The sequence below is a fragment of the Pseudomonas oryzihabitans genome, from assembly GCF_006384975.1.
GTDB classification, from domain to species: domain Bacteria; phylum Pseudomonadota; class Gammaproteobacteria; order Pseudomonadales; family Pseudomonadaceae; genus Chryseomonas; species Chryseomonas psychrotolerans_B.
Genome location: NZ_CP021645.1, coordinates 4,646,147 through 4,667,063 on the forward strand (window position 1 = coordinate 4,646,147; position 20,917 = coordinate 4,667,063).

Genomic DNA, 20,917 nt, shown 5'->3' on the forward strand with positions numbered 1-20,917 from the left:
CCTGACTGAGTCTAGGCCGCGTCGAAATCGGCCTGGACGAGGGGCAGGCGCAGGGTGAAGCAGGTCCCTACGCCGGGTGTGGAATGCACCTCCATCTGCCCCTTGTGGTTGTTAGTGATGATGAAGTACGACACCGACAGCCCTAGCCCGGTGCCCTGGCCTACTTCCTTGGTGGTGAAGAAGGGCTCGAAGATACGTTTGCAGATGTCCTCGGGGATGCCGATGCCATTGTCCTCCACCTGGATCTCCGCCCAGCCGCCGCGCAGCCGGGTGCGCAAGGTGATGCGGCCGTATTCGCCTTCCTCTTCGTCCTCGCGCAGGTGGATGGCCTGGGCGGCGTTCTTCAGCAGGTTGAGCAGCACCTGCTCCAGTTCATTGGCGATCACCGGCACCGGCCCCAGCGCCGGATCGAATTCACGGACGATGGACAGGGTGCGGAAGTCGAAACCCTCGGCGAGGTCGAAGTCGTTGCCGGCGATCTCGATGGCCTGGTCGATCAGCGGTGGCAATTCGCTGGCTTCCATCTTGCGATTGCTGCGGCGGCTGAAGGCGAGCATGTGGCTGACGATCTTGGCCGCCCGGCTGCCGGCCTGGTGGATACCGTCGAGCAACCGCGGGATCTGCCGGCTTTCCAGGTAGCAATTCACCGCCTTGAGTTCGACGCCGGATTCGGCGGCCTGCTCGAGATTCTTCGGCAATTCCGGCGACAGCCGCCGCCGGATGTTCTGCACGTTGTGCAGGATGGCGCCCAGCGGATTGTTGATCTCATGGGCCATGCCGGCCGCGAGGCCCCCCACCGAGAGCATCTTTTCCGACTGCACCATCATCTCTTCCATGTTCAGCCGCTGGGTGATGTCGTCGATGCGGATCACCACGCCGCGCCCGGCGCCGCCCATCAGCGGGTAGAAGGTGAGGGTGTAGTGGCGCGGCGTGTCGGTCAGCGCCCAGGTCACCCGCTCCACCTTTTCCACCCGCAGGAGTTCGGCGGTGCGGCTCAGTTGCGGCAGGAAGGGCTTGAGCGAGGGGAAGGCGAGGAATACCGGCTGGTTCAGCGCCTCGTCCAGCTGGGTGCCGGAGAGGTGGGTGGCTTCCTGGTTCCACTGGGTGACGTAGAACTGCTCGTCCACGGCGATCAGCGCCGAGGGCATGGAGTCGATGATGCTGTTGAGGTAGTTCTGGAAACCGGTGAGTTTCTTCTCGATCTTGCCGCGGACCTGCACCTCCAGCTCCAGCTTGCGGTTGGAGCGGCGGGTTTCCTCGGCCAGGCTCTGCGCCTGCAGCACGGCGTACTGGGCATCGTCACGGGCGCGCTTGAGTTGCTGCTCGCGGCCCTGGATGCGGCCGAGCATGGTGTTGAAGGACTCCGCCAGGCGGCCCAGTTCGTCCTCGCTGCCCTTGCTGGCGCGCAACGAATAGTTTTCCTCGCGGGTCACCTGGCGCGAGAGTTCTTCCAGTTCGCGGATCGGCAGGGTGATGAGTCGTTTGATCTGCCGCGCCACCACCAGCCAGAGCAGGATACTGAAGGTGAGGATGGCCAGGCTGGCGGTCAGGGTGCCGCGGTAGAAGGCTCCCGGCAGCTCACTGCTGGCCACCAGCAGCAGGTGACCGGGCGGGCTGCCCGGATGGGGTAGCTCCACCAGCAGATTGGTGCGGAATTCACGCAGGCGCCAGGTCTGCAGCTCCTCGAAACGCTCGGGCACCTTGAGCCGATCGCCATTGTGCAATTCGGCCAGGCGCTGGCCCTGGCTGTCGTAGACCACCGCCAGGCGCAGCGGGGCATAGCCGTCGAGCTGGCGCAGCTGCGCCTGGGCCGCCTGGGGCGAGGCCAGGACCTCGCCGCTCAGCACCGGGCTGGCGAACAGCCGGCCCAGGGTCTGCAACGCCTGGGGCGCCACGCTTTCCTGAGAAATCCAGTAGGCCGCGCTGATGAAGGTCACGTTCGCCACCACCAGCACCGCGATCATCATGACCAGCAGGGCGGCCAGCAACTTGCGGCCGACCGGGAGGTTCTTCAGACGTTTGGCGAGGATCATGGCGCGGCCGTTCCATCGGAGGGACGGGCAGGGTAGCCCGCAGCTAGTCCAGGGGCAATCCGCGCTCCGCGAGGCGGGCTTGCAGACGCTGGTGGACGTCCGCGAGGTGTGGCACCGGTAGGCGCAACCGCTCGGCGATCGGCAGCGCATGGCCGAGCAGATAGCTTACCTCGGTGCGCTGGCCACGCTCCACGTCCTGCAGCATGGAGGATCTGTTGTTGGCGGTGGCGGCGATCACCGCCTCGACTTCCGGCTGCAACCCCTGGGCAGCCGGGGCGAGTCCCATGGCTTCCAGCAGGGTGGCGAGTTCATCGCACAGCGCCGCCACCTCTGCGGCATGGCCGCGCAACTCGCCATTGCGACAGCGGTACAGCACGGTCAGCGGATTGATGGCGCAGTTGATCGCCAGCTTGCGCCACAGGCGGGCGTCGATGTCGTCCGTCCAGTGCACGGGAATGCCCAGCGCGGTGAGGGTGTCCAGCCAGGGCGGCGGTACCTGGCTGCCGAGCTGGTCGCCGATCCAGGTCTGGCCGGCGCCGGCCGCCACCACATGGAAGTCGGTTTCGCGAAAGGCGCCCTCGGTGGTGCTGGCTCTCAGGCAGCGCACCCGGGGAACCCGCGCCGCCACCGCGTCCTGGCTACCGAGGCCGTTCTGCAAGAGCAGGATCTCGGCCTCCGGCTCCAGGCGCGCGGCAACGCTGGCGATGGCTTCCTCGGCGTCGTAGCTCTTGCAGGCCAGCAGCAGCCGGCGAATCGGATTGCCTGCCTCGGGCGTTTCGGCGGGCAGCGGATAGAGGCTGGTGATCTCGCCCTCGGTGAGGTGCAGGCCGCCCTTGGCGCGGTACTGCGCCAGACGCGTGCGATCGCGCAGGATCAGCCGCACCGGTTCGCCACCGCGAAACAGGCGCGCGGCCCAGAGTCCGCCGAGACTGCCGGCGCCCAGCACATGCCAGCTCACGAGTGTGACTCCAACGTCGATTCCTTGCGCATGGTCGGATTCCTGAGGAAGAGGGCCAGTCGTTATAATGGTCGGTCATGCCGCAGCGTCAAGGCTGCCCCATCCTAACCGAGGAGAAAATCCATGCCTTCCTTCGACGTGGTATCGGAGCTGGACAAGCACGAAGTCACCAATGCCGTGGACAACGCCATGAAGGAGCTCGAGCGCCGCTACGATCTGCGCGGCAAGGGCAGCTTCGAGGCCAAGGACCTGACCGTGACCCTCACCGCCGAGGCCGACTTCCAGCTCGAGCAGATGCTGGAGATCCTCAAGGTCAACCTGGCCAAGCGCAAGATCGACGTCCAGTGCCTGGAGGTCAAGGACGCCTATGCCTCCGGCAAGACCGTGAAGCAGGAGACCACCCTGCGCGAGGGGATCGACAAGGAGCTGGCGAAGAAGATCGTCGCCCTGATCAAGGACAGCAAGATCAAGGTCCAGGCCGCCATCCAGGGCGAGCAGGTGCGCGTCACCGGCAAGAAGCGCGACGAGCTGCAGGAGGTCATCGCCCTGCTGCGCGGCCAGTCCCTGGGCATGCCGCTGCAGTTCGACAACTTCCGCGACTGAGCCCCGCTCCGGAACCTCTGGGCCTACCGTCCGTCGCACATAGGGCGCCGCCATTGCGGTCGCGCCCGACTTTTTTCCTGTGCGTGGAGAGGTAGACGATGGATTTTAGTGCCCAGACCGATCACCTGCTGACGGCCTTCACGGCCTGGATACCGGTGATCCTGCAATATTGCGGCAAGGTGCTGCTGGCCCTGATCACCCTGTGGATCGGCTGGTGGATCATCAATCGCCTCACCGGGCGGCTGGCCGCGCTGTTCACCCTGAGGCACATGGACCAGGCCCTGGAAACCTTCGTGGTGACCCTGGTCAACATCGGCCTCAAGGTGATGCTGGTGATCAGCGTCGCCTCCATGATCGGCATCGCCACCACCTCCTTCGTCGCCGCCCTGGGTGCGGCCAGCCTGGCCATCGGCCTGTCGCTGCAGGGCAGCCTGGCCAACTTCGCCGGCGGGGTGCTGATCCTGCTGTTCCGTCCGTTCAAGATCGGCGACTACATCGAGGCCCAGGGCGTGCAGGGCACCGTCGACTCGATCCAGATCTTCCACACCGTGCTGCGCACCGGTGACAACAAGACGGTCACCATCCCCAACGGCAACCTGTCCAACGGCATCATCACCAACCAGTCACGGCAGACCACCCGGCAGATCGTCTTCGACGTCAAGGTGGGTTACGACGCCGATTTGCAGAAGGCCAAGCAGGTGCTGGCCGACATGGCCAAGGACCCGCGGGTGCTGGACACCCCGCCGCCGGCCATCGTGGTGGCCGGCCTGGGCGATACCTTCATCACCGTGTCCCTGCGCTGCTGGACCGCCAACAGTGACTTCTGGGGTACCCAGTTCACCTTCAACGAGCAGATCCGCGACCGGCTGCGCGCCGAAGGCATCGACATCGCGCTGCCCAGCCGGGTAGTCAAGGTGCTGGACGACAAGGATGGCGAACGCACGGCGGCCGCTGCGCAGGAGTGACGCCTGGGCCTTATCGGCGGCCTCAGTGGCCGCCGTTGGCCGACTCGGGCGCGACCGGCATCCGCCGCTGGCGCAGCCAGAGCATTGCGATCAACAGCAGGGTCGGGACCCCCATCAGTGCGGTCAGCGAGAAGAAGGAGCTGTAGCCAACGTGCTCCACCATGGCCCCCGAATAGCCGCCCAGTAAGCGTGGTAACAGCAGCATCAGCGAGCTGAGCATGGCGTACTGGGTCGCCGAGAACCTCAGGTTGGTGAGGCTCGACAGATAGGCGACGAAGGCCGAGGTGGCCATGCCACCGCTGATGTTGTCGGCACAGATGGTGGCGATCAGCAGCGGCACGTTGGCACCGGTGGAGGCGATCATCACGAACAGCAGATTGGTCAACGCCGAAGCGGCGCCGCCGATGAAGAGGATGGGCAGGATGCCGATGCGCGTGATCAGGACGCCGCCGAGGCCGGCGCCGAGCAAGGTCATGAACACGCCGAACACCTTGCTCACGCTGGCGATGGTTTCCTTGCTGTAGCCGACGTCGATGTAGAACACCCCCGCCATCACCCCCATCACCGTATCCGACAGTCGATAGGTGGAAATCAGCCCGAGCAGCAGCAAGGCCTGCCACTGGTAGCGCTGGATGAATTCGGTGATCGGCGTGAGCACTGGCGCCATCAGGCGGCGACCGGGGGCGCACAGGCAACCCCAGGCGATCAGGCTATACATCAGGCCGCGTGGCCAGTAGCCGCCGGCATAGGCCGACAGGGCGCCGGGAACCGCCACCAGCAGCACGATGAGCAAGATCACCGAGACCATCTGATGCACGAAATCGAAGCGCGGTACTTCCTCGGCATTGGCGGCGTCGCGCAGGCGCATGGGCTCGCGGACCCGACGCAGCAGGTCACTGAGCGGGCGCGTGCAATAGCGCCCCCAGGGCGAGAGGATGCCCACGATGAACAGCGTATAGAGCAGAGCGCGCGGCCAGGCCTGGGCGACCAGGGCGTTGATCGCCGCGGGGATGGAGATCAGCATCACCAGCAGCAGCGCCACCGCCACCAGTTGATGATTGAAGCCGAAGGGCGATTCGGCCATGGCCAGGGGCGCCACCTGCTCGGGCTCGCGGATCAGCAGGCTGGTGATCAGGCTGGGCACCACCAGCAGGGCGAACAGCAGGTAGGTGGTGGCCCAGGCGCTCTGGCTGTAGTCCAGTTTGGACGAGCCCAGTTCCTCGGCGAGGAATAGCGCGCCGGCGCTGGCGAGCAGGGCCGCGATGCGATAGCCGGTCATGTAGCAGGCGGCCAGCGCCGCCTGGCGTTCGTCGCCCGCGATCTCCAGGCGATAGGCGTCCACGGCGATGTCCTGGGTCGCCGAGGCGAAGGCCACCAGGACCGCCAGGGCAATCAACTGCTCCAGGTGCTGCTGCGGATTGCACAGCGCCATGCCCACCAGGCCCAGGCCGACCACGACCTGGGACAGTACCAGCCAGGAGCGTCGCCGGCCGAGTCGGCCGAGTAGCGGCAGCTTCCAGAGGTCGAGCATGGGCGACCACACCCACTTGAAGGCATAGGCCAGGGTGATCCAGCTGGCATAGCCAATGGTCTCGCGGCTCACCCCGGCTTCGCGCAGCCAGACGGAGAGGGTGGAGAACACCAGCATCGCCGGCAAGCCGGCGGCGAAACCCAGCAGCAGCAGCGCCAGACAGGCCTTGGACTTGTAGGTGGTGACGGCTTCACGCCAGAAACGTGCAAACATGCCCTTGGGCTCGGAAAAAACGCGCACTCTACTCGACACCCTCAGCTGGATTCCACCGGTACCGACGCATGTCCACCCGGTCCTCGTGCAGCATCACACCTTCGGCACGCAGACGCTCGCGTTGCTCCCTTCCAGACGGGCTGTCGCGGGTCAGGCTCGGCCGGCCATCGGCCGCGATCACGCGGTGCCAGGGCAGGGTACTGCCTTCCGGCAAGCGCCCCAGCATCCAACCTGCCCAGCGGGCACCGCGCCCGAGACCGGCCAGCTCCGCCAACTGGCCATAGCTGACCACTCGCCCGGGAGGGATGGCGGCCAGCGCCTGGAAGAGCGCCTGGCGGCGGGGATCGGGAGCAGAGGATTCGCTCATGACGCCTTGATGCTTGGAGATAAGGATGCCAGTGTGCCGAAAAATTTGGTTACAGTGTGACCAGAAAGGTGGTCGCTTGCCGCTTTCTTCAAGTCCGACCGACCTTTGGGCGGTATTTCGGGAAACTTGCTCAACTTTTACTCAGCAACGGTTGCGCCAGACTCTGTCACCCGGATAATCGCGCCCCTCTCGTTTCGTTACCTTTATACCCAAGGTGTCCTGGTGCCCATGCGTTTTCGATTCCTTACCTCGCTCGCGCTGTTGTCGCTTGCCTCGTTCGCCCATGCCGACACGGTCTGGCTCAAGAATGGCGACCGCCTGACCGGAACCATCAAGCTGCTCGACAGCAAGAAGCTGCTGCTGCAGACCGAGTACGGCGGCAACATTCCGCTGGCTTGGGACAAGATCAAGACCCTGCAACGCGACAAGCCGGTCATCGTCCAGCGCGGCAAGTACGAGCCCGATTTCCCCGTGGAAAGCCTCAAGCCGGCCAATGACGGCGAGGTGGTGGTCACCACCACTGACGGCGCGCAGACCGTACCCCTGGCGAGCATCACCCAGATCGTCACGCCGCGTCCCTTCCTGCGCGACTTCGCCTGGAAAGGCAACATCGATGCCGGCCTGGACTACATCAACTCGTCCAAGGACAGCGAGAAGTACGACATCGACTTCCGCACCCAGGCACGGCACGGCATGTGGCGGCACAATGCCAACGGCAGCTATGACCGCTACGAGGCCGACGACGTGGTCTCGATCAACAAGTACGACCTGCAGTACGCCCTGGATCGCTTCTTCGACGAGAAGTTCTTCTGGCAGGGCCGGGCCGAATACAAGCGCGACTGGATTCAGGACCTGGCCAAGCAGCGGACCATAGGTACCGGTCCGGGTTACCAGTTCTGGGACAACGAACTGGGCGCCTTCTCGCTCACCGGTCTGCTCAACCAGAACCGCTACGAATATCGCGACGGCGGTTCCAGCAGCTTCCTCTCGGCGAGCATGAAGTGGGACTACAACCGTTATCTCTACGGCCAGACCGTCCAGTTCTTCACCACTGGCGAAATCGGCCGGCCGCTGGACAACACCGCCGACCTGACCTTCGATGGCGACATCGGCCTGAGATACAAGGTGACCAACTGGGCCTCCTTGAACCTCAAGGCATCCAAGGAACTGACCAGCGGCGCCGAGGGCAACGTCAACCAGACGGAATACACCGCCGGCGTCGGCGTGTCCTGGTAACGTCATGTTTCCCTAGGCGTCAGCCGAACCGTCAAGGCCGCGATTTTCGCGGCCTTTTCGTAGGCGCCCGGTGCACGGCGATCACCTTGAAATCGCTGCGGACGCCTCCATCTCTAGGCATTCAACCGGTTTCTACCGTGAAGGATTCGAGATGCGCGTGACCGCCTTAGTCTTCTTGCTGTTCCCCTTTCTGGAACTGGCCGTACTCATCAAGGTCGGCAGCGAAATCGGCGTGCTCGCCACCTTCGCCCTGCTGCTGCTGGGCTTTCTGGTCGGCGTCGCCCTGCTGCGCGTCGCTGGTTTCACCACCCTCTGGCGCATCCGCATGCGCCTGGCCCAGGGACAGATGCCCGAGCAGGAAGTGGTGCAGGGGCTGACCATGGCCATCGCCGGCGCCCTGTTGATCTTTCCGGGCTTCATCAGCGACGTCCTGGCGCTCATCTGCCTGCTGCCGGTGACCCGCAAGGCCCTGTTGGGCGCGGTGATCGGCCAGGTGACACGCCGTGCGCCCGGCGCCCAGGGCTACCAGCCGGGCTCCGGCCATTCCGCGCCCCATCGTCCCGAGGTGATCGAGGGCGAGGTCGTGCGCCGCGACGAGGAAAAGCGCTAAAAATTTTCCTGGCCACCCTTGAAATGCCTGGCGACAACCTCATGTAGCGGACACCGCAAGGTTGTCGCCGCGAGGCGAGCAGGTTTCGCGTTCCGTCATGCACGGACCGCACCCGGCGCAGCCGGTAAAAACAAACTGCCGATGCAGTCATCGGCGCTGGAAACACTTAGAACTTTGGGAGATACGACAATGGCGCTTCGTCCTCTGCATGATCGCGTTGTGATCCGTCGCAGCGAAGAAGAGACCAAATCCGCTGGCGGCATCGTGCTGCCGGGCTCGGCCGCCGAGAAGCCGAACCGCGGTGAAGTGGTTGCCGTAGGCACTGGACGCGTGCTGGACAACGGCGAAGTCCGGGCTCCGGCAGTGAAAGTGGGTGACAAGGTGGTGTTCGGTCCCTATTCCGGCAGCAACGCCATCAAGGTCGATGGCGAAGAACTGCTGGTCATGGCCGAGTCCGAAATCCTGGCCGTCATCGAAGGCTGATCCCCGCTCACTTTTCGAATTTCTTAGAGGAAACAGAACATGGCTGCAAAAGACGTCAAATTCGGTGACTCCGCGCGCAAGAAGCTGCTGACCGGTGTCAACACCCTGGCCGACGCCGTCAAGGCCACCCTGGGCCCGAAAGGCCGCAACGTGGTTCTGGAGCGTAGCTTCGGTGCTCCCCTGATCACCAAGGACGGCGTTTCCGTCGCCAAGGAGATCGAGCTCAAGGACAAGATCGAGAACATCGGCGCCCAGCTGGTGAAAGACGTGGCCTCCAAGGCCAACGACGCGGCCGGCGACGGCACCACCACCGCCACCGTACTGGCCCAGGCCATCGTTACCGAAGGCCTGAAGTCCGTGGCCGCCGGCCTGAACCCGATGGACCTGAAGCGCGGCATCGACAAGGCCACCGCCGCCGTCGTCGCCGAGCTGAAGAACCTGTCCAAGCCCTGCGCCGACAGCAAGGCCATCGCCCAGGTAGGCACCATCTCCGCCAACTCCGACGACAGCATCGGCAACATCATCGCCGAAGCCATGGAGAAGGTCGGTAAAGAAGGCGTGATCACCGTCGAAGAAGGCTCGGGCCTGGAAAACGAACTGTCCGTCGTCGAAGGCATGCAGTTCGACCGTGGCTACCTGTCGCCCTACTTCATCAACAAGCCCGACACCATGTCCGCCGAGCTGGACAGCCCGCTGCTGCTGCTGGTCGACAAGAAGATCTCCAACATCCGCGAACTGCTGCCGGTGCTGGAAGCTGTCGCCAAGGCCGGTCGTCCGCTGCTGATCGTCGCCGAAGACGTCGAAGGCGAAGCCCTGGCTACCCTGGTGGTCAACAACATGCGCGGTATCGTCAAGGTCGCCGCCGTCAAGGCGCCCGGCTTCGGTGATCGTCGCAAGGCCATGCTGCAGGACATCGCCATCCTGACCGGCGGTACCGTCATCTCCGAAGAAGTCGGTCTGAGCCTGGAAAGCACCACCCTGGAGCACCTGGGTCAAGCCAAGCGTGTGGTCCTGAACAAGGAAAACACCACCGTCATCGACGGCGCTGGCGTCGAAGCCGACATCCAGGCCCGTATCAAGCAGATCCGTGCCCAGGTCGAAGAAACCTCTTCCGACTACGACAAAGAGAAGCTGCAAGAGCGTCTGGCCAAGCTGGCTGGCGGTGTTGCCGTGATCAAGGTTGGCGCTGCCACCGAAGTCGAGATGAAAGAGAAGAAAGCCCGCGTCGAAGACGCCCTGCACGCGACCCGCGCTGCTGTGGAAGAAGGCGTGGTGCCTGGCGGCGGTGTTGCCCTGGTGCGTGCCCTGGAAGCTCTGAAAGACCTGAAAGGCATCAACGAAGAGCAGAACGCCGGTATCAACATCCTGCGTCGCGCCGTCGAAGCGCCTCTGCGCCAGATCGTGACCAACGCCGGTGACGAAGCCTCCGTCGTGCTGGACAAGGTCAAGCAGGGCAGCGGCAACTACGGCTACAACGCCGCTACCGGCGAATACGGCGACATGCTGGAATTCGGCATCATCGACCCGGCCAAGGTGACCCGCAGCGCGCTGCAGGCCGCTTCGTCCATCGCCGGTCTGCTGATCACCACCGAAGCCATCGTGGCTGAGCTGCCGAAAGACGACGCAGCCCCGGCCATGCCCGACATGGGCGGCATGGGTGGCATGGGCGGCATGATGTAAGAGCCGCTCCGGTCCTAGGGCCGAGCCGAACCCCGGTGATCCTCGCGGACACCGGGGTTTTTTTATGGCTGGCCTCCGGGCCGCCTGGCGCTGGTCGAGTCCGCTGGACGCGGTTAGGCTCTGTGCCGAACAGCAAGCGTGCGAGCTCGAGCGGCTCGCCAACGAGGTAAGGCGACATGCGTATCCTGGTGGTAGAAGACAACAAGGACATCCTCAGCAACCTGCTGGATTACCTCAGCCTCAAGGGCTACAGCGTGGATTGCGCCCAGGATGGCCTGTCCGGCCTGCACCTGGCCGCGACCGAGCACTACGATCTGTTGATCCTCGACATCATGCTGCCGGGTATCGATGGCTACACCCTCTGCCAGCGCCTGCGCCAGGACGCCCGACGCGATACCCCGGTGATCATGCTCACCGCCCGTGACCAGCTCGACGACCGCCTGGAAGGCTTTCGTTCCGGCGCCGACGACTACCTGGTCAAGCCCTTCGCCCTGTCCGAACTGGCCGCCCGCGTCGAGGCGGTGATGCGTCGAGCCAAGGGCGGCGGACGCCGCCAGTTGCAGGTCGCCGATCTCAGCTACGACCTCGATACCCTGGAAGTGACCCGTGCCGGTGCGCTGCTCAAGCTCAATCCCATTGGCCTCAAGATTCTCGCCCTGCTGATGCAGAAGAGCCCGCACGTGGTGCGTCGTGAGGTGCTGGAAGAGGCGGTCTGGGGCGAGGACTACCCCGACAGCGATAGCCTGCGCAGCCATGTCCACCAGTTGCGGCAGGTCATCGACAAACCCTTTGGCCAGCCGCTGCTGCTTACCATCCATGGCGTGGGCTACAAACTGGTCGAGCAGGATTGACCATGGAGTACCACCTGAGCCTGTCGCGGCGGATCGTCATCGCCTTCGTGCTGATGACCTGCCTGGTCGGCGGCGTGTTTTCCCTGGGCATCGTCGCGGTGGTGCACACCGTCGAGGAGCGGCTGATTTCCACCGACCTGCGCAATGAGCTGGAGCGTATGGTGCAGCGCGACATGCGGCGGGGTGGCCAGCCGGTGCTGGATCCCGATATGCGCCTGTATTTCGTCCCCCTTGCCGAGGTGGCGCAATTACCCGACCACTTGCGTGACCTACCAGCAGGTTTCAGCGAAGTGGAGGAAGACCATCAGTATTTCTACGCCTATGTGGCCGAACTCGAGGGCAATCACTTCGTCCTGTTGCAGAACCAGAGCGATTTCGAAGCTCGGGAACGCCTGCTCTACAAGGTGGTGCTGGTCGGCTTCCTGAGCAGCGTGGCCCTGGCCTGGCTGTTGGGTTGGGCCCTGGCGCGGCGGGTGATCGCCCCGGTGGTGCGCCTGGCACGGCAGGTACGGCGGCGCGATCAGATCCTGGATGTCACACCACCCCTGGCCCCCGACTATGCCAAGGACGAGGTGGGGGAATTGGCCGGGGCCTTCGACCACGCCTTCGATCGCCTGCGCGCCGTACTGGTGCGCGAGCGATTGTTCACCAGCGATGTCAGCCATGAGCTGCGTACGCCGCTGATGGTCATCAATTCGTCCTGCGAGCTGCTGGCCGCCATACCGGATCTACCGCCCCGGGCGCAGGGACCGCTGGAACGCATGACGCGCGCTGCGCGCGAGATGCAGGAGCTGGTCCAGACGTTCCTGGCGCTGGCTCGCAACCAGGGTGACAGCGATACCCAGGCACCCCGGGCCACCCTGGCCGAGGTGGCCCGTCGGCAGACGGCGGAATGGCAGGCGGCGGTGGAGGCCAAGGGACTGCAATGGCGGCTGAGCGTGGCGCCGGAAGCTGACACCTACCTCTGGCACGAACCCTTCCTGCGCTCGGTGATGAGTAATCTGCTACGCAACGCGCTGCACTATACCGAGCGTGGCTACATCGGCTTGCAGGTCGGCGCCCAGGGCTTCGTGGTGGAAGACAGCGGCGTGGGTATCCCGGCAGAGCAGCGCGAAGCCATGTTTCAGCCCTTCGTACGCGGCGCCGAAGGGCGTGGCGAAGGACTGGGACTTGGCCTGTCTTTGGTCAGACGAATCTGCCAGCTACAGGGGTGGAGCGTGGCTCTGGGTGACAGCGCGCTGGGCGGCTGCCGTTTCGAAATACGACTCGGCAGCGACAGGGTAGCGGATTAGGATTACAGAATTTTCACAAAGGCTTGACCGGCGTTTGACAGCAGCCTGGGTAGGTTAACGGCACCTTCCTACCTTCCAGGAGCCGTCTCCGTGAAAGCGCCCATCGATTTGCCCTTTTCGCAAAAGTACGACGCCGACCACGCTCGCCAATATTACCTCAAGCATCAGGACGGACTGGCGCGGCGCCTGTCCCACTGGCGTGACGAGCAACTAGCGCGCCAAGCGTTGAGCATCGCCGGCCAACCCAATCTGGTGCTGGACCTGCCCAGCGGCGCCGGGCGTTTCTGGCCCCTGCTGGCGGAAAAGCGTAATCGCGTGATCATTGGCGCGGACTACTCGGAAAACATGCTGGCCACCGCCTGCGCGCAGCAGCCCGCGGAGGTGGTAGCGCGGGTACGGCCGTTGCAAACGTCGGCTTTCGCTATCGACTTGTCTGACAATTCTGTAGATTGCATCTTCTGCATGCGTTTGCTCCACCACGTGGGCGAATCGGCGGATCGCCTGGCCCTGCTGCGGGAATTCCATCGGGTCACCCAGGATAGCGTCATCCTGTCGCTCTGGGTGGATGGCAATTTCAAAGCCTGGCGCCGCCAAGCGCTGGAGCGCCGCCGCCAGGCCGAAGGCCGGGACCGCGGCGGTTACCAGAATCGATTCATCGTCGCGCGCAGCCAGTTCGAGGCAGAGGTCGCCGAAGCTGGTTTCGTCGTGGATCGGGCCCTGGATTTCCTGCCGGGCTACGCCATGTGGCGGGTATACGTCTTGCGCAAGGCCAATTAAGCGTTCCAGAACAAGAGAGGCAGCCGATGGGAGTCATGACTCAGGGCGACAAGGGTTTCGACCGTTGGTGGAACACCGCCGGTGATTGGGTGGAAGCGCCCAACGTTCGTCGCGGTGGGGAAAGTGGCGTCCAGCGCCTGCGGCTTCCCGACGGTACCCTGGCCTACGTCAAGCGGCAGGTTGGGCACCTCTACCGCAGCCTGCGGCACCCACTGGGTCGCCCCACCGCCCTACGTGAGCGGGATGCCCTGTTGGCCCTGCGCGAACTGGGCATTCAGGTCCCGAAATTGCTGTTCTGCGATGCTCGGCAAGCTGACGGCGGCTGGCGCGCCTTGCTGGTAAGCGCCGCGCTGGAAGGGTATCAGGACCTCGATCAGTGGTACGCGGAAGGTGGTGGTAGCCAACTGAACGAGGCTGAACACGAACGTTTCCTGGCAACCCTCGCCGGTGTCCTGGCCCGGATGCACCGGCATCGTTGGCAGCACGGCTGCCTCTATCCCAAGCATATCTTCGTGGCCGAGCGGCAGGGCGCCGAGGGCAAGGAATTCGATGTGGCGTTGCTCGATCTGGAGAAATGCCGCCAACGAATATCGCTAGACACCGCCGCTCGTCGGGATATGCTGCAATTACGCCGCCATTCGTCGTGGAACGCTGCGCAATGGCGAACTCTGATCTACGTTTACCAACACGCGCTGGGGCGGAAGATCAGGGGCTTAGAATCATGACTTCACAAATTACTCGAGGTTTGCTGGTGGCGGCCTTCTGTGGGGTCACGACTCTGGCCTACGCGAGTTGGTTGCGTCCAGCGGCCGCCGTAGTGGGTAGCGAGGAACTCAGCTACTGCCAGACTCCGGTCTCGCGCAACCTGAGCACCTCCAACACCGGCAGCCACGACCTGCTGCTGTTCCTGTTCGGCATGACCCAGACCCATAACCGCTAATCCCCAGGCGGCCAAGCTCCTTTCGCTTCCCAGGCAAGTTCGGCATGCTGTCGATTGACCAATCGACGCCGAGCCCCGCCAATGATGGCCGATAGTTTCTCCGAGCAGGCCGTGCAGAGCCTGCTGGACACCGATTTCTACAAGCTCACCATGATGCAGGCCGTCCTGCACAACTATCCGAACGCGGAAGTCGAATGGACCTTTCGCTGCCGCAACGATGAAGACCTGCGGCCCTATCATGCGGCCATCCAGGCCGAGATCGATGCCCTCGCCGACGTCGCCATCAGCGACAGTCAATTGGCCTTTCTCGAACGCATCGCCTTCATCACCCCCGATTTCATTCGCTTCCTGCGGCTGTTCCGCTTCAATCCTTCCTATGTGTTCCTCGGTGAGGAAGAAGGCCGCTTCACCTTGACCCTGAAGGGGCCCTGGCTCCACCTCATCCTGTTCGAGGTGCCGATCCTGGCGTTGATCAGCGAGGTGCGCAATCGCCAGCGTCATGCCGATCTGCCGTTGCAGGTGGCCCGCGATCAGCTCTATCGCAAATTCGACTGGCTGGCGGCTGCTGCGGGTGCCGACGAGCTGGCCGAATTCAAGATGGCCGATTTCGGTACGCGCCGCCGCTTCTCCTATGGTGTGCAGGAGATGGTGGTGCGCAGCCTGAAGGACGATTTTCCCGGCCGCTTCGTCGGCACCAGCAACGTCCATCTGGCGTGGAAGCTGGATGTCGCGCCCCTGGGCACCATGGCCCACGAATGGCTGATGGCGCACCAGCAACTGGGGCCGCGGCTGATCGACAGCCAGATCGCTGCGCTCGACTGCTGGGTGCGCGAGTACCGCGGCCAGCTCGGTATCGCCCTGACTGACACCATCACCATGAATGCCTTCCTGCGCGATTTCGATCTCTACTTCGCCAAGCTGTTCGACGGCCTGCGCCATGACAGTGGCGATCCCCTGCAATGGGCGGAAAAGGCCATCGCCCATTATCAGCAGCTGGGTATAGATCCCCTGACCAAGACCCTGGTGTTCTCCGACTCCCTGAATCTGGAAAAGGCGCTCGCCCTGTTCCGCGCGCTGCGTGAGCGGATCAACGTGAGCTTTGGCATCGGCACCCATTTCACCTGTGACATCCCCGGAGTGCAGCCGATGAACATGGTGCTCAAGATGAGTCGCTGCAACGGCCAGCCGGTGGCCAAGATCTCCGACGCGCCGGGCAAGGCCCAGGGTGGCGAGCCGGACTTCCTGCATTATCTGAGGCACGTCTTCCAGGTCGACGGCGCCTAGATCGCAGTCAGGCCGACGCGCGGCAGATTACCGACCGGCTCTCAGGACGAGCAGCTGATCTCCAGATGCTTACCCCAATCCGGGGGCCGTTGGGCGAAGCGTTCGCGGCCCGGCTGCGTTTCGAAGGGGCGCGACAGCACCTCGTGCAGCAGGCGCACCTCGCTGTAGTCGCCCGCTTCGGCCTGCTCGATCGCCTGCTGGGCCAGGTAGTTGCGCAGCACATACAGCGGATTGACCGCGTTCATGCGGGTGGTGCGCTCGGCCGCCGCGCCGCCTTCCGCGTCCAGGCGGGCGCGATAGGCCTGGCTCCAGTCGTCGAAGCCGCGCAGGTCGATGAAGTCCTCGCGTACCCGGGCCAGCGCCGCGGCGGGTTCGTCTTCGCCCAGCCGGCGGAAGAACAGGTGGTAGTCCACGCCGCCCTGTTGCATCAGGGCCAGCAGGCGTTCGACCAGTTCCTGGTCCTGCTCGCGGGCCTCCTGCAACCCCAGTCGCCGCCGCATCAGGTCCAGGTAGTGCGCCTGGTAGAGCGGCAAGAAGAGGGCGATGTTCTCCTGCAGCGTCTCGACCGCCACCTTGGGCGTCAAGGCCTGGGCCAGGGCTGCCAGGTTCCAGTGGGCGATGGGCACCTGGTTGCTGTAGGAGTAGCGCCCCGTGTGGTCGGAGTGGTTGCAGATGAACTGGGCGTCGAAGTCATCGAGGAAGGCGTAGGGGCCGAAGTCGAAGGTAAGCCCGAGGATCGAGAAGTTGTCGGTATTCATCACGCCGTGGCAGAAACCATAGGCCTGCCAGTGGGCGATCAGTTGCGCGGTGCGCTCCACCACCTCGCGAAACAGCGCCGCCCAGGGCTCGGGGCTGGCCAGCAGCTCGGGGAAATGCGTGGCCAGGACATGCTCGCCCAGCTGTTCGAGCAAGTCGTGCTGGCGGGTGTAGTAGAAGTATTCGAAATGGCCGAAGCGTACGTGGCTGGGGGCCATGCGCAGCAGGGTGGCGCCGGTTTCCAGCCGCTCACGCACCACCTGGGTGGAGGAGCCGATCACGCAGAGGGCACGGGTGGTCGGGATGCCCAGGGCGTGCAGCGCCTCGGAGGCGAGGAATTCACGGATGGAGGAGCGCAGCACGGCGCGGCCGTCGCCCATGCGTGAGAAGGGCGTGAGGCCGGCCCCCTTGAGGTGCAGGTCCCAGTGCTCGCCGCGGTCGTTCACCACCTCGCCCAGCAGCAGGCCCCGGCCGTCGCCCAGGCGCGGGTTGTAGGAGCCGAACTGGTGGCCGGAATAGACCATCGCCCGCGGCTCGGCACTGTCCCAGAGCTGGGCGCCGGCGAATACCTGGATGAATTCGGGCGTCTCGGCCACCGCCGGGTCCAGATCCAGCAGCGCAAGGGCCGCCGGGGAGGCGACCACCAGCCGCGGATCGTCCAGCGGCCGCGGCTCTATGTGGGTGGAGAAGGCATCGCCCAGGCGGGCGAATCTGTTGTCGAAGGTCAGGTCGAGCAGCTGTTTCATGGGTATCCCAGGGGCTGGAGAGCCTGTTCATAATCTCGCGAGCTAGAGCCAAACAAGGCGAAAAGGGCTGAGGAAGCGGACCGGGCTCGCGAACGAGTTTACGAGTGGTAAATGAGCATTCCGACCGGGCTGGCGACCCAGGCCCTTTTCAACGCGGTTTGGCCGACGCGCAGCAGATTATGGACAGGCTCGTAGCGGCCGTCAGGCCTTGGTCGGCTTGGGATCCTCGGCCTCCTGCTGGGCATCCCCTTCAGGTAGGAGGGACTTTTTGCCCAGTTGTTTCTCCGCTCCGTGGCGATTCTTCAGGGTGATCTCCATTTGCGGTGTCGACAGCAGGTTGATGCCGGCGTCGCGCAGCAACTGATCGATCCGCCGAATCAGCTCGTCGGTGGCGGCGCTGCGGTCACCCAGTTCGCGCACATAGATGCGCAGTTCATGGTCCAGGGTGCTGGCACCGTAATGGATGATGTACAGCGAGGGCTCGGGATCGTGCAGGACCCGCGGATTTTCCTTCACCGCCTGCATGATCAGCCGCTGCGCCTCGGCCAGGTCGCTGCCGCGGTTGATGCCCAGGCTCAGCACGATGCGGGTGACGGTATCGGTCAGCGTCCAGTTGATCAGCTGGCTGGTGACGAAGGTCTTGTTCGGCACTACCACCGACTTGCGGTCGGCATCGGTAATGTGGGTGGCGCGGATACGGATCTTGTTGACCGTGCCGGTCACGTTGCCGATGGTGATCAGATCGCCGACGCGCACCGGGCGCTCGAAAAGGATGATCAGGCCGGAGATGAAGTTACCGAAGATCTCCTGCAGACCGAAACCCAGACCGACGGAGAGGGCGGTGGCCAACCATTGCAGCTTGTCCCAGCTCACCCCGAGCGTCGCCAGGGTGGTGACGGCGCCGAAGCCGACGATGACGTAGGACAGCAGGGTGGTGGTGGCGTAGGCGCTGCCCTGGGCGAGGTTCATGCGCGACAGCACCAGCACCTCCAGCAGACCGGGCAGGTTGCGCGCCAGGGCGACGGTGAGACCGGCGATGACCAGGGCGATGATGAATACCCGCAGCGTCAGGGGTACCTCGGTGGCGGTAGCGCCGGTGCCGCTGGTGTATTGGTAGAGGGTGACGTTGTCCAGGTAGGAGAACACCGCTACCACGTCGGCCCAGACCAGATAGAGCACGCCGAGGAAGGCCAGTAGCAGGGTCAGGCGCAACAGCCGGGAGGACTGCTGGTTGACCTGCTCCATATCCAGGACCGGCTCCTGCACCACCTCGACGCCCTCGGCGTCTTCCTGCTGCGCCTGGCGCTTCTGCAGGGCGCGCTGGTAGGCCAGGCGCCGGGCCGCCACGCTCAGGCCACGGGCCAGGGTGGCCTCGAGGATGATCCAGGCCATCAGCACATAGAGGGTATCCACCAGCCGGTCGGTGAGCTTGAGCGCGGTGTAGTAGTAGCCGAACAGCACGGCGCAGAACAGCACGGCCGGGATGGCGGTGATCATCAGGCCGAGCAGCAGGCGGAAGAACGGAAGGCGTTCCCGGGCACTGGCGTTGAGCAGGGAGCGCCCCAGCATCCAGGCCAGGCTGGCATAGGCGACCAACACGATGAGGATGCCCAGAACGTCGTCGGCGAGACCGGCCAGCTGGCGTTCGGCGATGGCTACCACCGCCATCAGCGCCAGGGCCAGCAGCCCCACGCGACGTACCAGCCGACGCAGCGACTGCGCCTGGGGGCGAGCCCAGCGGAAGTGGGTCTCGGCCACGCCACCGGAGGACAGCAGGCGGTACACCGTGTAGAACACCAGCCAACCGGCGGCGATTTCCAGCAGCGCCGCACCGATGGCGGCGTTGACGCCGCGCTCGTCGCCTTCCAGGGCCACACCGCCCAGCCAGAGCACCAGGCTCGCGGGCAGGCCCAGCAGGATGGTGAGCAGGATGGCCTGAGGCGTGTGCAACTGGCTATCGCGCTGGTGGTGGCCGATATCCCGGTTGAGCTTGGCCAGGCGGGCATGGATACGCGGCCGCTGCCAGATCAGGGTGGCGAAGGCGAGCACCAGTGGCAGCAGCAACAGGGGCCGATCGGCGAGACCTACATAGAGCTCATGGAGGCTGGCCCCCCAGGGCACGTCGCGCAACTGCTGCAGCAGCTTGCCGGGCGCGCTCTTCAACCAGTTCCAGTCCAGCGGCTTGTTGCTGGGAATCCAGAACATCTGCTCGTCGAGGGTGCCGCGCAGGTTGGTCACGGTCGTCTGCAACTGGCGTTGGTTGAGTTGCAGGTCGATGGATTCGCTGAGCAGGGCGTTGAGCTCGGTGTTCAACTTGTCCTGTAGGTCGGCGCGGGTCTTGAGCAGGTCCAGCAATTGCTGGCGGAGTTGCGGCGTGGCCTTTTCCGGCGGCTGCTGGGCCAGCAGATTGTCGACATAGGCATTCGGATTGGCGATCTGGGCCCGCTGCTGGTTCAACTCGAACTGATAGAGACGTAGATCGGCGATGTCGTCGGTCAGGTCCTTGTTCACTTTGACCGAAGGCAGGGCCGCCCGCTGCTGGTAGAGCAGCTTGGAGAGCAGGACGCTACCCTTGAGTACACCGATCTGCTGATCCATGGTCTCGCTGGTCTGCTTGAGCTGGTCCAGCTGCTGGCGCGCCTCGAGATTGCGGCGGTTGAGGTCGTTGAGCCGATCCGTCGCCCGCAGCAGGTAGTCGGACAGTTGCAGGTTGGCCTTGGTCTCCTGGGACAGCACGTCATCGCCGGCGCTCTTCTCCGATTCGCGCGAGGCTTCGGCCAGAGTCTTCTCGGACTGCTGGCGACGCATGCCGCTGATCAGGGTCTGCAGGTCCAGGGTTTCCTGCTCGTAGCGCTTGACCTGCTCGGTATAGAGTTCGCGGCGGGCCGAGCCCAGGTCCTGCAGGACGCTGTTGCTGGCCAATTCCTGGCGCAGCAGCTGGATCTGGGCGGTGTCGGCGGCCTGCTCGGCGAGCAACTGGTTGCGTCGCTCGCTGGTGAGCGGCTTGGTGTTCTCACGACCGCTCTTGAGCAGGTCGGCGATCTGCTGCAGACGGGTCTGCAGGTTGGCGATGTCCACCTGGGCACGCTCGGGGCGGGTCTGGGCGTTGATCACCAGGCTGTTGGCGGCGTTGAGGTCGTCCTGCACGTTGTTGAGCGCAAGGCCGGTCTCGCTCAGCCGCTGCTCCAGGGCCTGGGGCGTGGCGCCGGCATAGCGCTGCGCCGCCGGCTTGACCGGCTCGGCGCGCAGCCGTGCCAGTTGCCGCTGGGCGTCCTTGGTCTGCTGCGGCGCCTGGGCCACCTGTTGGCGCAGGTCGTCCAGCTGCTTGAGGTATTGGTCACGCTGATCGAGCAGCTTGAGCGTCTGCTGCAGGCTCTCCTGGGCGGCGGCCTGCTCGGCGGCAGGCAGCTTGCGATTGGCCAGGTCGGAGAGACTCTGCTGGACCTGCTGCGCATCGGGCGGTCCGAAGTCCTGGGCGACGGCGGGAAGGGTGAACAGGCAGCCGCAGAGGGCGACAGCACCAAGCAGGGCGGACAGGCGAGACATACGGCAGGCGTCGGGCAGTGGAAAGGCGCGAGGTTAAAGCCAGGCT

At 64.6% G+C, this 20,917-nt stretch carries 18 protein-coding genes; 12 read left to right on the forward strand and 6 right to left on the reverse strand.

What is annotated here, in order from left to right; translation table 11 throughout:
* Positions 1-11: 11 nt before the first annotated feature.
* Both CCZ28_RS21010 and CCZ28_RS21015 read right to left on the reverse strand, forming a co-directional pair.
* Positions 12-2,033 (reverse strand): sensor histidine kinase, encoded by a 2,022-nt coding sequence (locus tag CCZ28_RS21010; protein WP_140220709.1) that lies wholly within the window; start codon positions 2,031-2,033, stop codon positions 12-14.
* A 43-nt stretch (positions 2,034-2,076) separates the two neighbouring features.
* Positions 2,077-2,991 carry a putative 2-dehydropantoate 2-reductase gene (locus CCZ28_RS21015; RefSeq protein ID WP_140220710.1) on the reverse strand — a complete coding sequence of 305 codons (915 nt, stop codon included), beginning with the start codon at positions 2,989-2,991 and terminating at the stop codon, positions 2,077-2,079.
* Between the two features lie 123 nt (positions 2,992-3,114).
* Between CCZ28_RS21015 and CCZ28_RS21020 the strand changes: the two genes are divergently transcribed.
* Together CCZ28_RS21020 and CCZ28_RS21025 are read left to right on the forward strand one after the other, a co-directional pair.
* Positions 3,115-3,594 (forward strand): YajQ family cyclic di-GMP-binding protein, encoded by a 480-nt coding sequence (locus CCZ28_RS21020; RefSeq protein WP_058786614.1) that lies wholly within the window; start codon positions 3,115-3,117, stop codon positions 3,592-3,594.
* 98 nt (positions 3,595-3,692) lie between these two features.
* On the forward strand, positions 3,693-4,559 hold the full coding sequence (locus CCZ28_RS21025; RefSeq protein ID WP_140220711.1) for a mechanosensitive ion channel family protein: 867 nt from the start codon (positions 3,693-3,695) through the stop codon (positions 4,557-4,559).
* Between the two features lie 22 nt (positions 4,560-4,581).
* Here the strand turns inward: CCZ28_RS21025 and CCZ28_RS21030 are convergent, their stop codons facing one another.
* Both CCZ28_RS21030 and CCZ28_RS21035 read right to left on the reverse strand, forming a co-directional pair.
* Positions 4,582-6,303 carry an AmpG family muropeptide MFS transporter gene (locus tag CCZ28_RS21030; protein ID WP_140220712.1) on the reverse strand — a complete coding sequence of 574 codons (1,722 nt, stop codon included), beginning with the start codon at positions 6,301-6,303 and terminating at the stop codon, positions 4,582-4,584.
* A gap of 28 nt (positions 6,304-6,331) precedes the next feature.
* The gene (locus tag CCZ28_RS21035) at positions 6,332-6,670 is read right to left on the reverse strand and encodes an MGMT family protein (RefSeq protein WP_140220713.1); all 339 of its coding nucleotides are present in this window, start codon (positions 6,668-6,670) and stop codon (positions 6,332-6,334) included.
* A gap of 228 nt (positions 6,671-6,898) precedes the next feature.
* On the opposite strand from CCZ28_RS21035, the gene CCZ28_RS21040 reads away from it, so the two are divergent.
* The 10 genes from CCZ28_RS21040 to pncB all read left to right on the forward strand — a co-directional run bounded on the left by CCZ28_RS21040 (position 6,899) and on the right by pncB (position 15,823).
* Positions 6,899-7,906, forward strand: coding sequence for a DUF481 domain-containing protein (locus tag CCZ28_RS21040; protein ID WP_140220714.1), 1,008 nt, complete (start codon positions 6,899-6,901; stop codon positions 7,904-7,906).
* Positions 7,907-8,057: 151 nt separating this feature from the next.
* A complete protein-coding gene (locus CCZ28_RS21045; protein ID WP_140220715.1) occupies positions 8,058-8,516 on the forward strand; it encodes an FxsA family protein in 459 nt (152 codons plus the stop codon).
* 189 nt (positions 8,517-8,705) lie between these two features.
* Positions 8,706-8,999 carry a co-chaperone GroES gene (locus CCZ28_RS21050; protein ID WP_058763482.1) on the forward strand — a complete coding sequence of 98 codons (294 nt, stop codon included), beginning with the start codon at positions 8,706-8,708 and terminating at the stop codon, positions 8,997-8,999.
* Between the two features lie 39 nt (positions 9,000-9,038).
* Positions 9,039-10,679 carry a chaperonin GroEL gene (groL, locus tag CCZ28_RS21055; RefSeq protein WP_058763484.1) on the forward strand — a complete coding sequence of 547 codons (1,641 nt, stop codon included), beginning with the start codon at positions 9,039-9,041 and terminating at the stop codon, positions 10,677-10,679.
* Between the two features lie 176 nt (positions 10,680-10,855).
* Positions 10,856-11,530, forward strand: coding sequence for a response regulator transcription factor (locus CCZ28_RS21060; RefSeq protein WP_140220716.1), 675 nt, complete (start codon positions 10,856-10,858; stop codon positions 11,528-11,530).
* Between the two features lie 2 nt (positions 11,531-11,532).
* Positions 11,533-12,822: a sensor histidine kinase gene (locus CCZ28_RS21065; RefSeq protein ID WP_140220717.1), complete on the forward strand. Its 1,290-nt coding sequence runs from the start codon at positions 11,533-11,535 to the stop codon at positions 12,820-12,822.
* Between the two features lie 90 nt (positions 12,823-12,912).
* Entirely contained in the window at positions 12,913-13,599 is a 687-nt protein-coding gene (locus CCZ28_RS21070) for a class I SAM-dependent methyltransferase (protein ID WP_140220718.1), read from the forward strand.
* 26 nt (positions 13,600-13,625) lie between these two features.
* On the forward strand, positions 13,626-14,324 hold the full coding sequence (locus CCZ28_RS21075) for a lipopolysaccharide kinase InaA family protein (RefSeq protein ID WP_140220719.1): 699 nt from the start codon (positions 13,626-13,628) through the stop codon (positions 14,322-14,324).
* Positions 14,321-14,539, forward strand: coding sequence for a hypothetical protein (locus tag CCZ28_RS21080; protein ID WP_193557127.1), 219 nt, complete (start codon positions 14,321-14,323; stop codon positions 14,537-14,539). Before CCZ28_RS21075 ends, CCZ28_RS21080 begins: the two co-directional genes overlap by 4 nt.
* A gap of 81 nt (positions 14,540-14,620) precedes the next feature.
* Positions 14,621-15,823, forward strand: coding sequence for a nicotinate phosphoribosyltransferase (pncB, locus tag CCZ28_RS21085; protein WP_140220720.1), 1,203 nt, complete (start codon positions 14,621-14,623; stop codon positions 15,821-15,823).
* 41 nt (positions 15,824-15,864) lie between these two features.
* Here pncB and selO read toward each other — a convergent pair whose 3' ends face one another.
* Both selO and mscK read right to left on the reverse strand, forming a co-directional pair.
* A complete protein-coding gene (gene selO / locus CCZ28_RS21090; protein ID WP_140220721.1) occupies positions 15,865-17,325 on the reverse strand; it encodes a protein adenylyltransferase SelO in 1,461 nt (486 codons plus the stop codon).
* Positions 17,326-17,526: 201 nt separating this feature from the next.
* On the reverse strand, positions 17,527-20,871 hold the full coding sequence (gene mscK, locus CCZ28_RS21095; protein ID WP_140220722.1) for a mechanosensitive channel MscK: 3,345 nt from the start codon (positions 20,869-20,871) through the stop codon (positions 17,527-17,529).
* Positions 20,872-20,917 lie beyond the last annotated feature (46 nt).

Bases quoted from the DNA above. Each gene is read 5' to 3' on its own strand.
- CCZ28_RS21030 (WP_140220712.1), bottom strand. From the start codon at position 6,303: ATGTTTGCACGTTTCTGGCGTGAAGCCGTCACCACCTACAAGTCCAAG.
- CCZ28_RS21010 (WP_140220709.1), bottom strand. From the start codon at position 2,033: ATGATCCTCGCCAAACGTCTGAAGAACCTCCCGGTCGGCCGCAAGTTG.
- selO (WP_140220721.1), bottom strand. From the start codon at position 17,325: ATGAAACAGCTGCTCGACCTGACCTTCGACAACAGATTCGCCCGCCTG.
- CCZ28_RS21040 (WP_140220714.1), top strand. From the start codon at position 6,899: ATGCGTTTTCGATTCCTTACCTCGCTCGCGCTGTTGTCGCTTGCCTCG.
- CCZ28_RS21080 (WP_193557127.1), top strand. From the start codon at position 14,321: ATGACTTCACAAATTACTCGAGGTTTGCTGGTGGCGGCCTTCTGTGGG.
- CCZ28_RS21065 (WP_140220717.1), top strand. From the start codon at position 11,533: ATGGAGTACCACCTGAGCCTGTCGCGGCGGATCGTCATCGCCTTCGTG.
- CCZ28_RS21075 (WP_140220719.1), top strand. From the start codon at position 13,626: ATGGGAGTCATGACTCAGGGCGACAAGGGTTTCGACCGTTGGTGGAAC.
- pncB (WP_140220720.1), top strand. From the start codon at position 14,621: ATGATGGCCGATAGTTTCTCCGAGCAGGCCGTGCAGAGCCTGCTGGAC.
- CCZ28_RS21050 (WP_058763482.1), top strand. From the start codon at position 8,706: ATGGCGCTTCGTCCTCTGCATGATCGCGTTGTGATCCGTCGCAGCGAA.
- CCZ28_RS21025 (WP_140220711.1), top strand. From the start codon at position 3,693: ATGGATTTTAGTGCCCAGACCGATCACCTGCTGACGGCCTTCACGGCC.
- CCZ28_RS21060 (WP_140220716.1), top strand. From the start codon at position 10,856: ATGCGTATCCTGGTGGTAGAAGACAACAAGGACATCCTCAGCAACCTG.
- groL (WP_058763484.1), top strand. From the start codon at position 9,039: ATGGCTGCAAAAGACGTCAAATTCGGTGACTCCGCGCGCAAGAAGCTG.
- CCZ28_RS21020 (WP_058786614.1), top strand. From the start codon at position 3,115: ATGCCTTCCTTCGACGTGGTATCGGAGCTGGACAAGCACGAAGTCACC.
- CCZ28_RS21045 (WP_140220715.1), top strand. From the start codon at position 8,058: ATGCGCGTGACCGCCTTAGTCTTCTTGCTGTTCCCCTTTCTGGAACTG.
- CCZ28_RS21035 (WP_140220713.1), bottom strand. From the start codon at position 6,670: ATGAGCGAATCCTCTGCTCCCGATCCCCGCCGCCAGGCGCTCTTCCAG.
- mscK (WP_140220722.1), bottom strand. From the start codon at position 20,871: ATGTCTCGCCTGTCCGCCCTGCTTGGTGCTGTCGCCCTCTGCGGCTGC.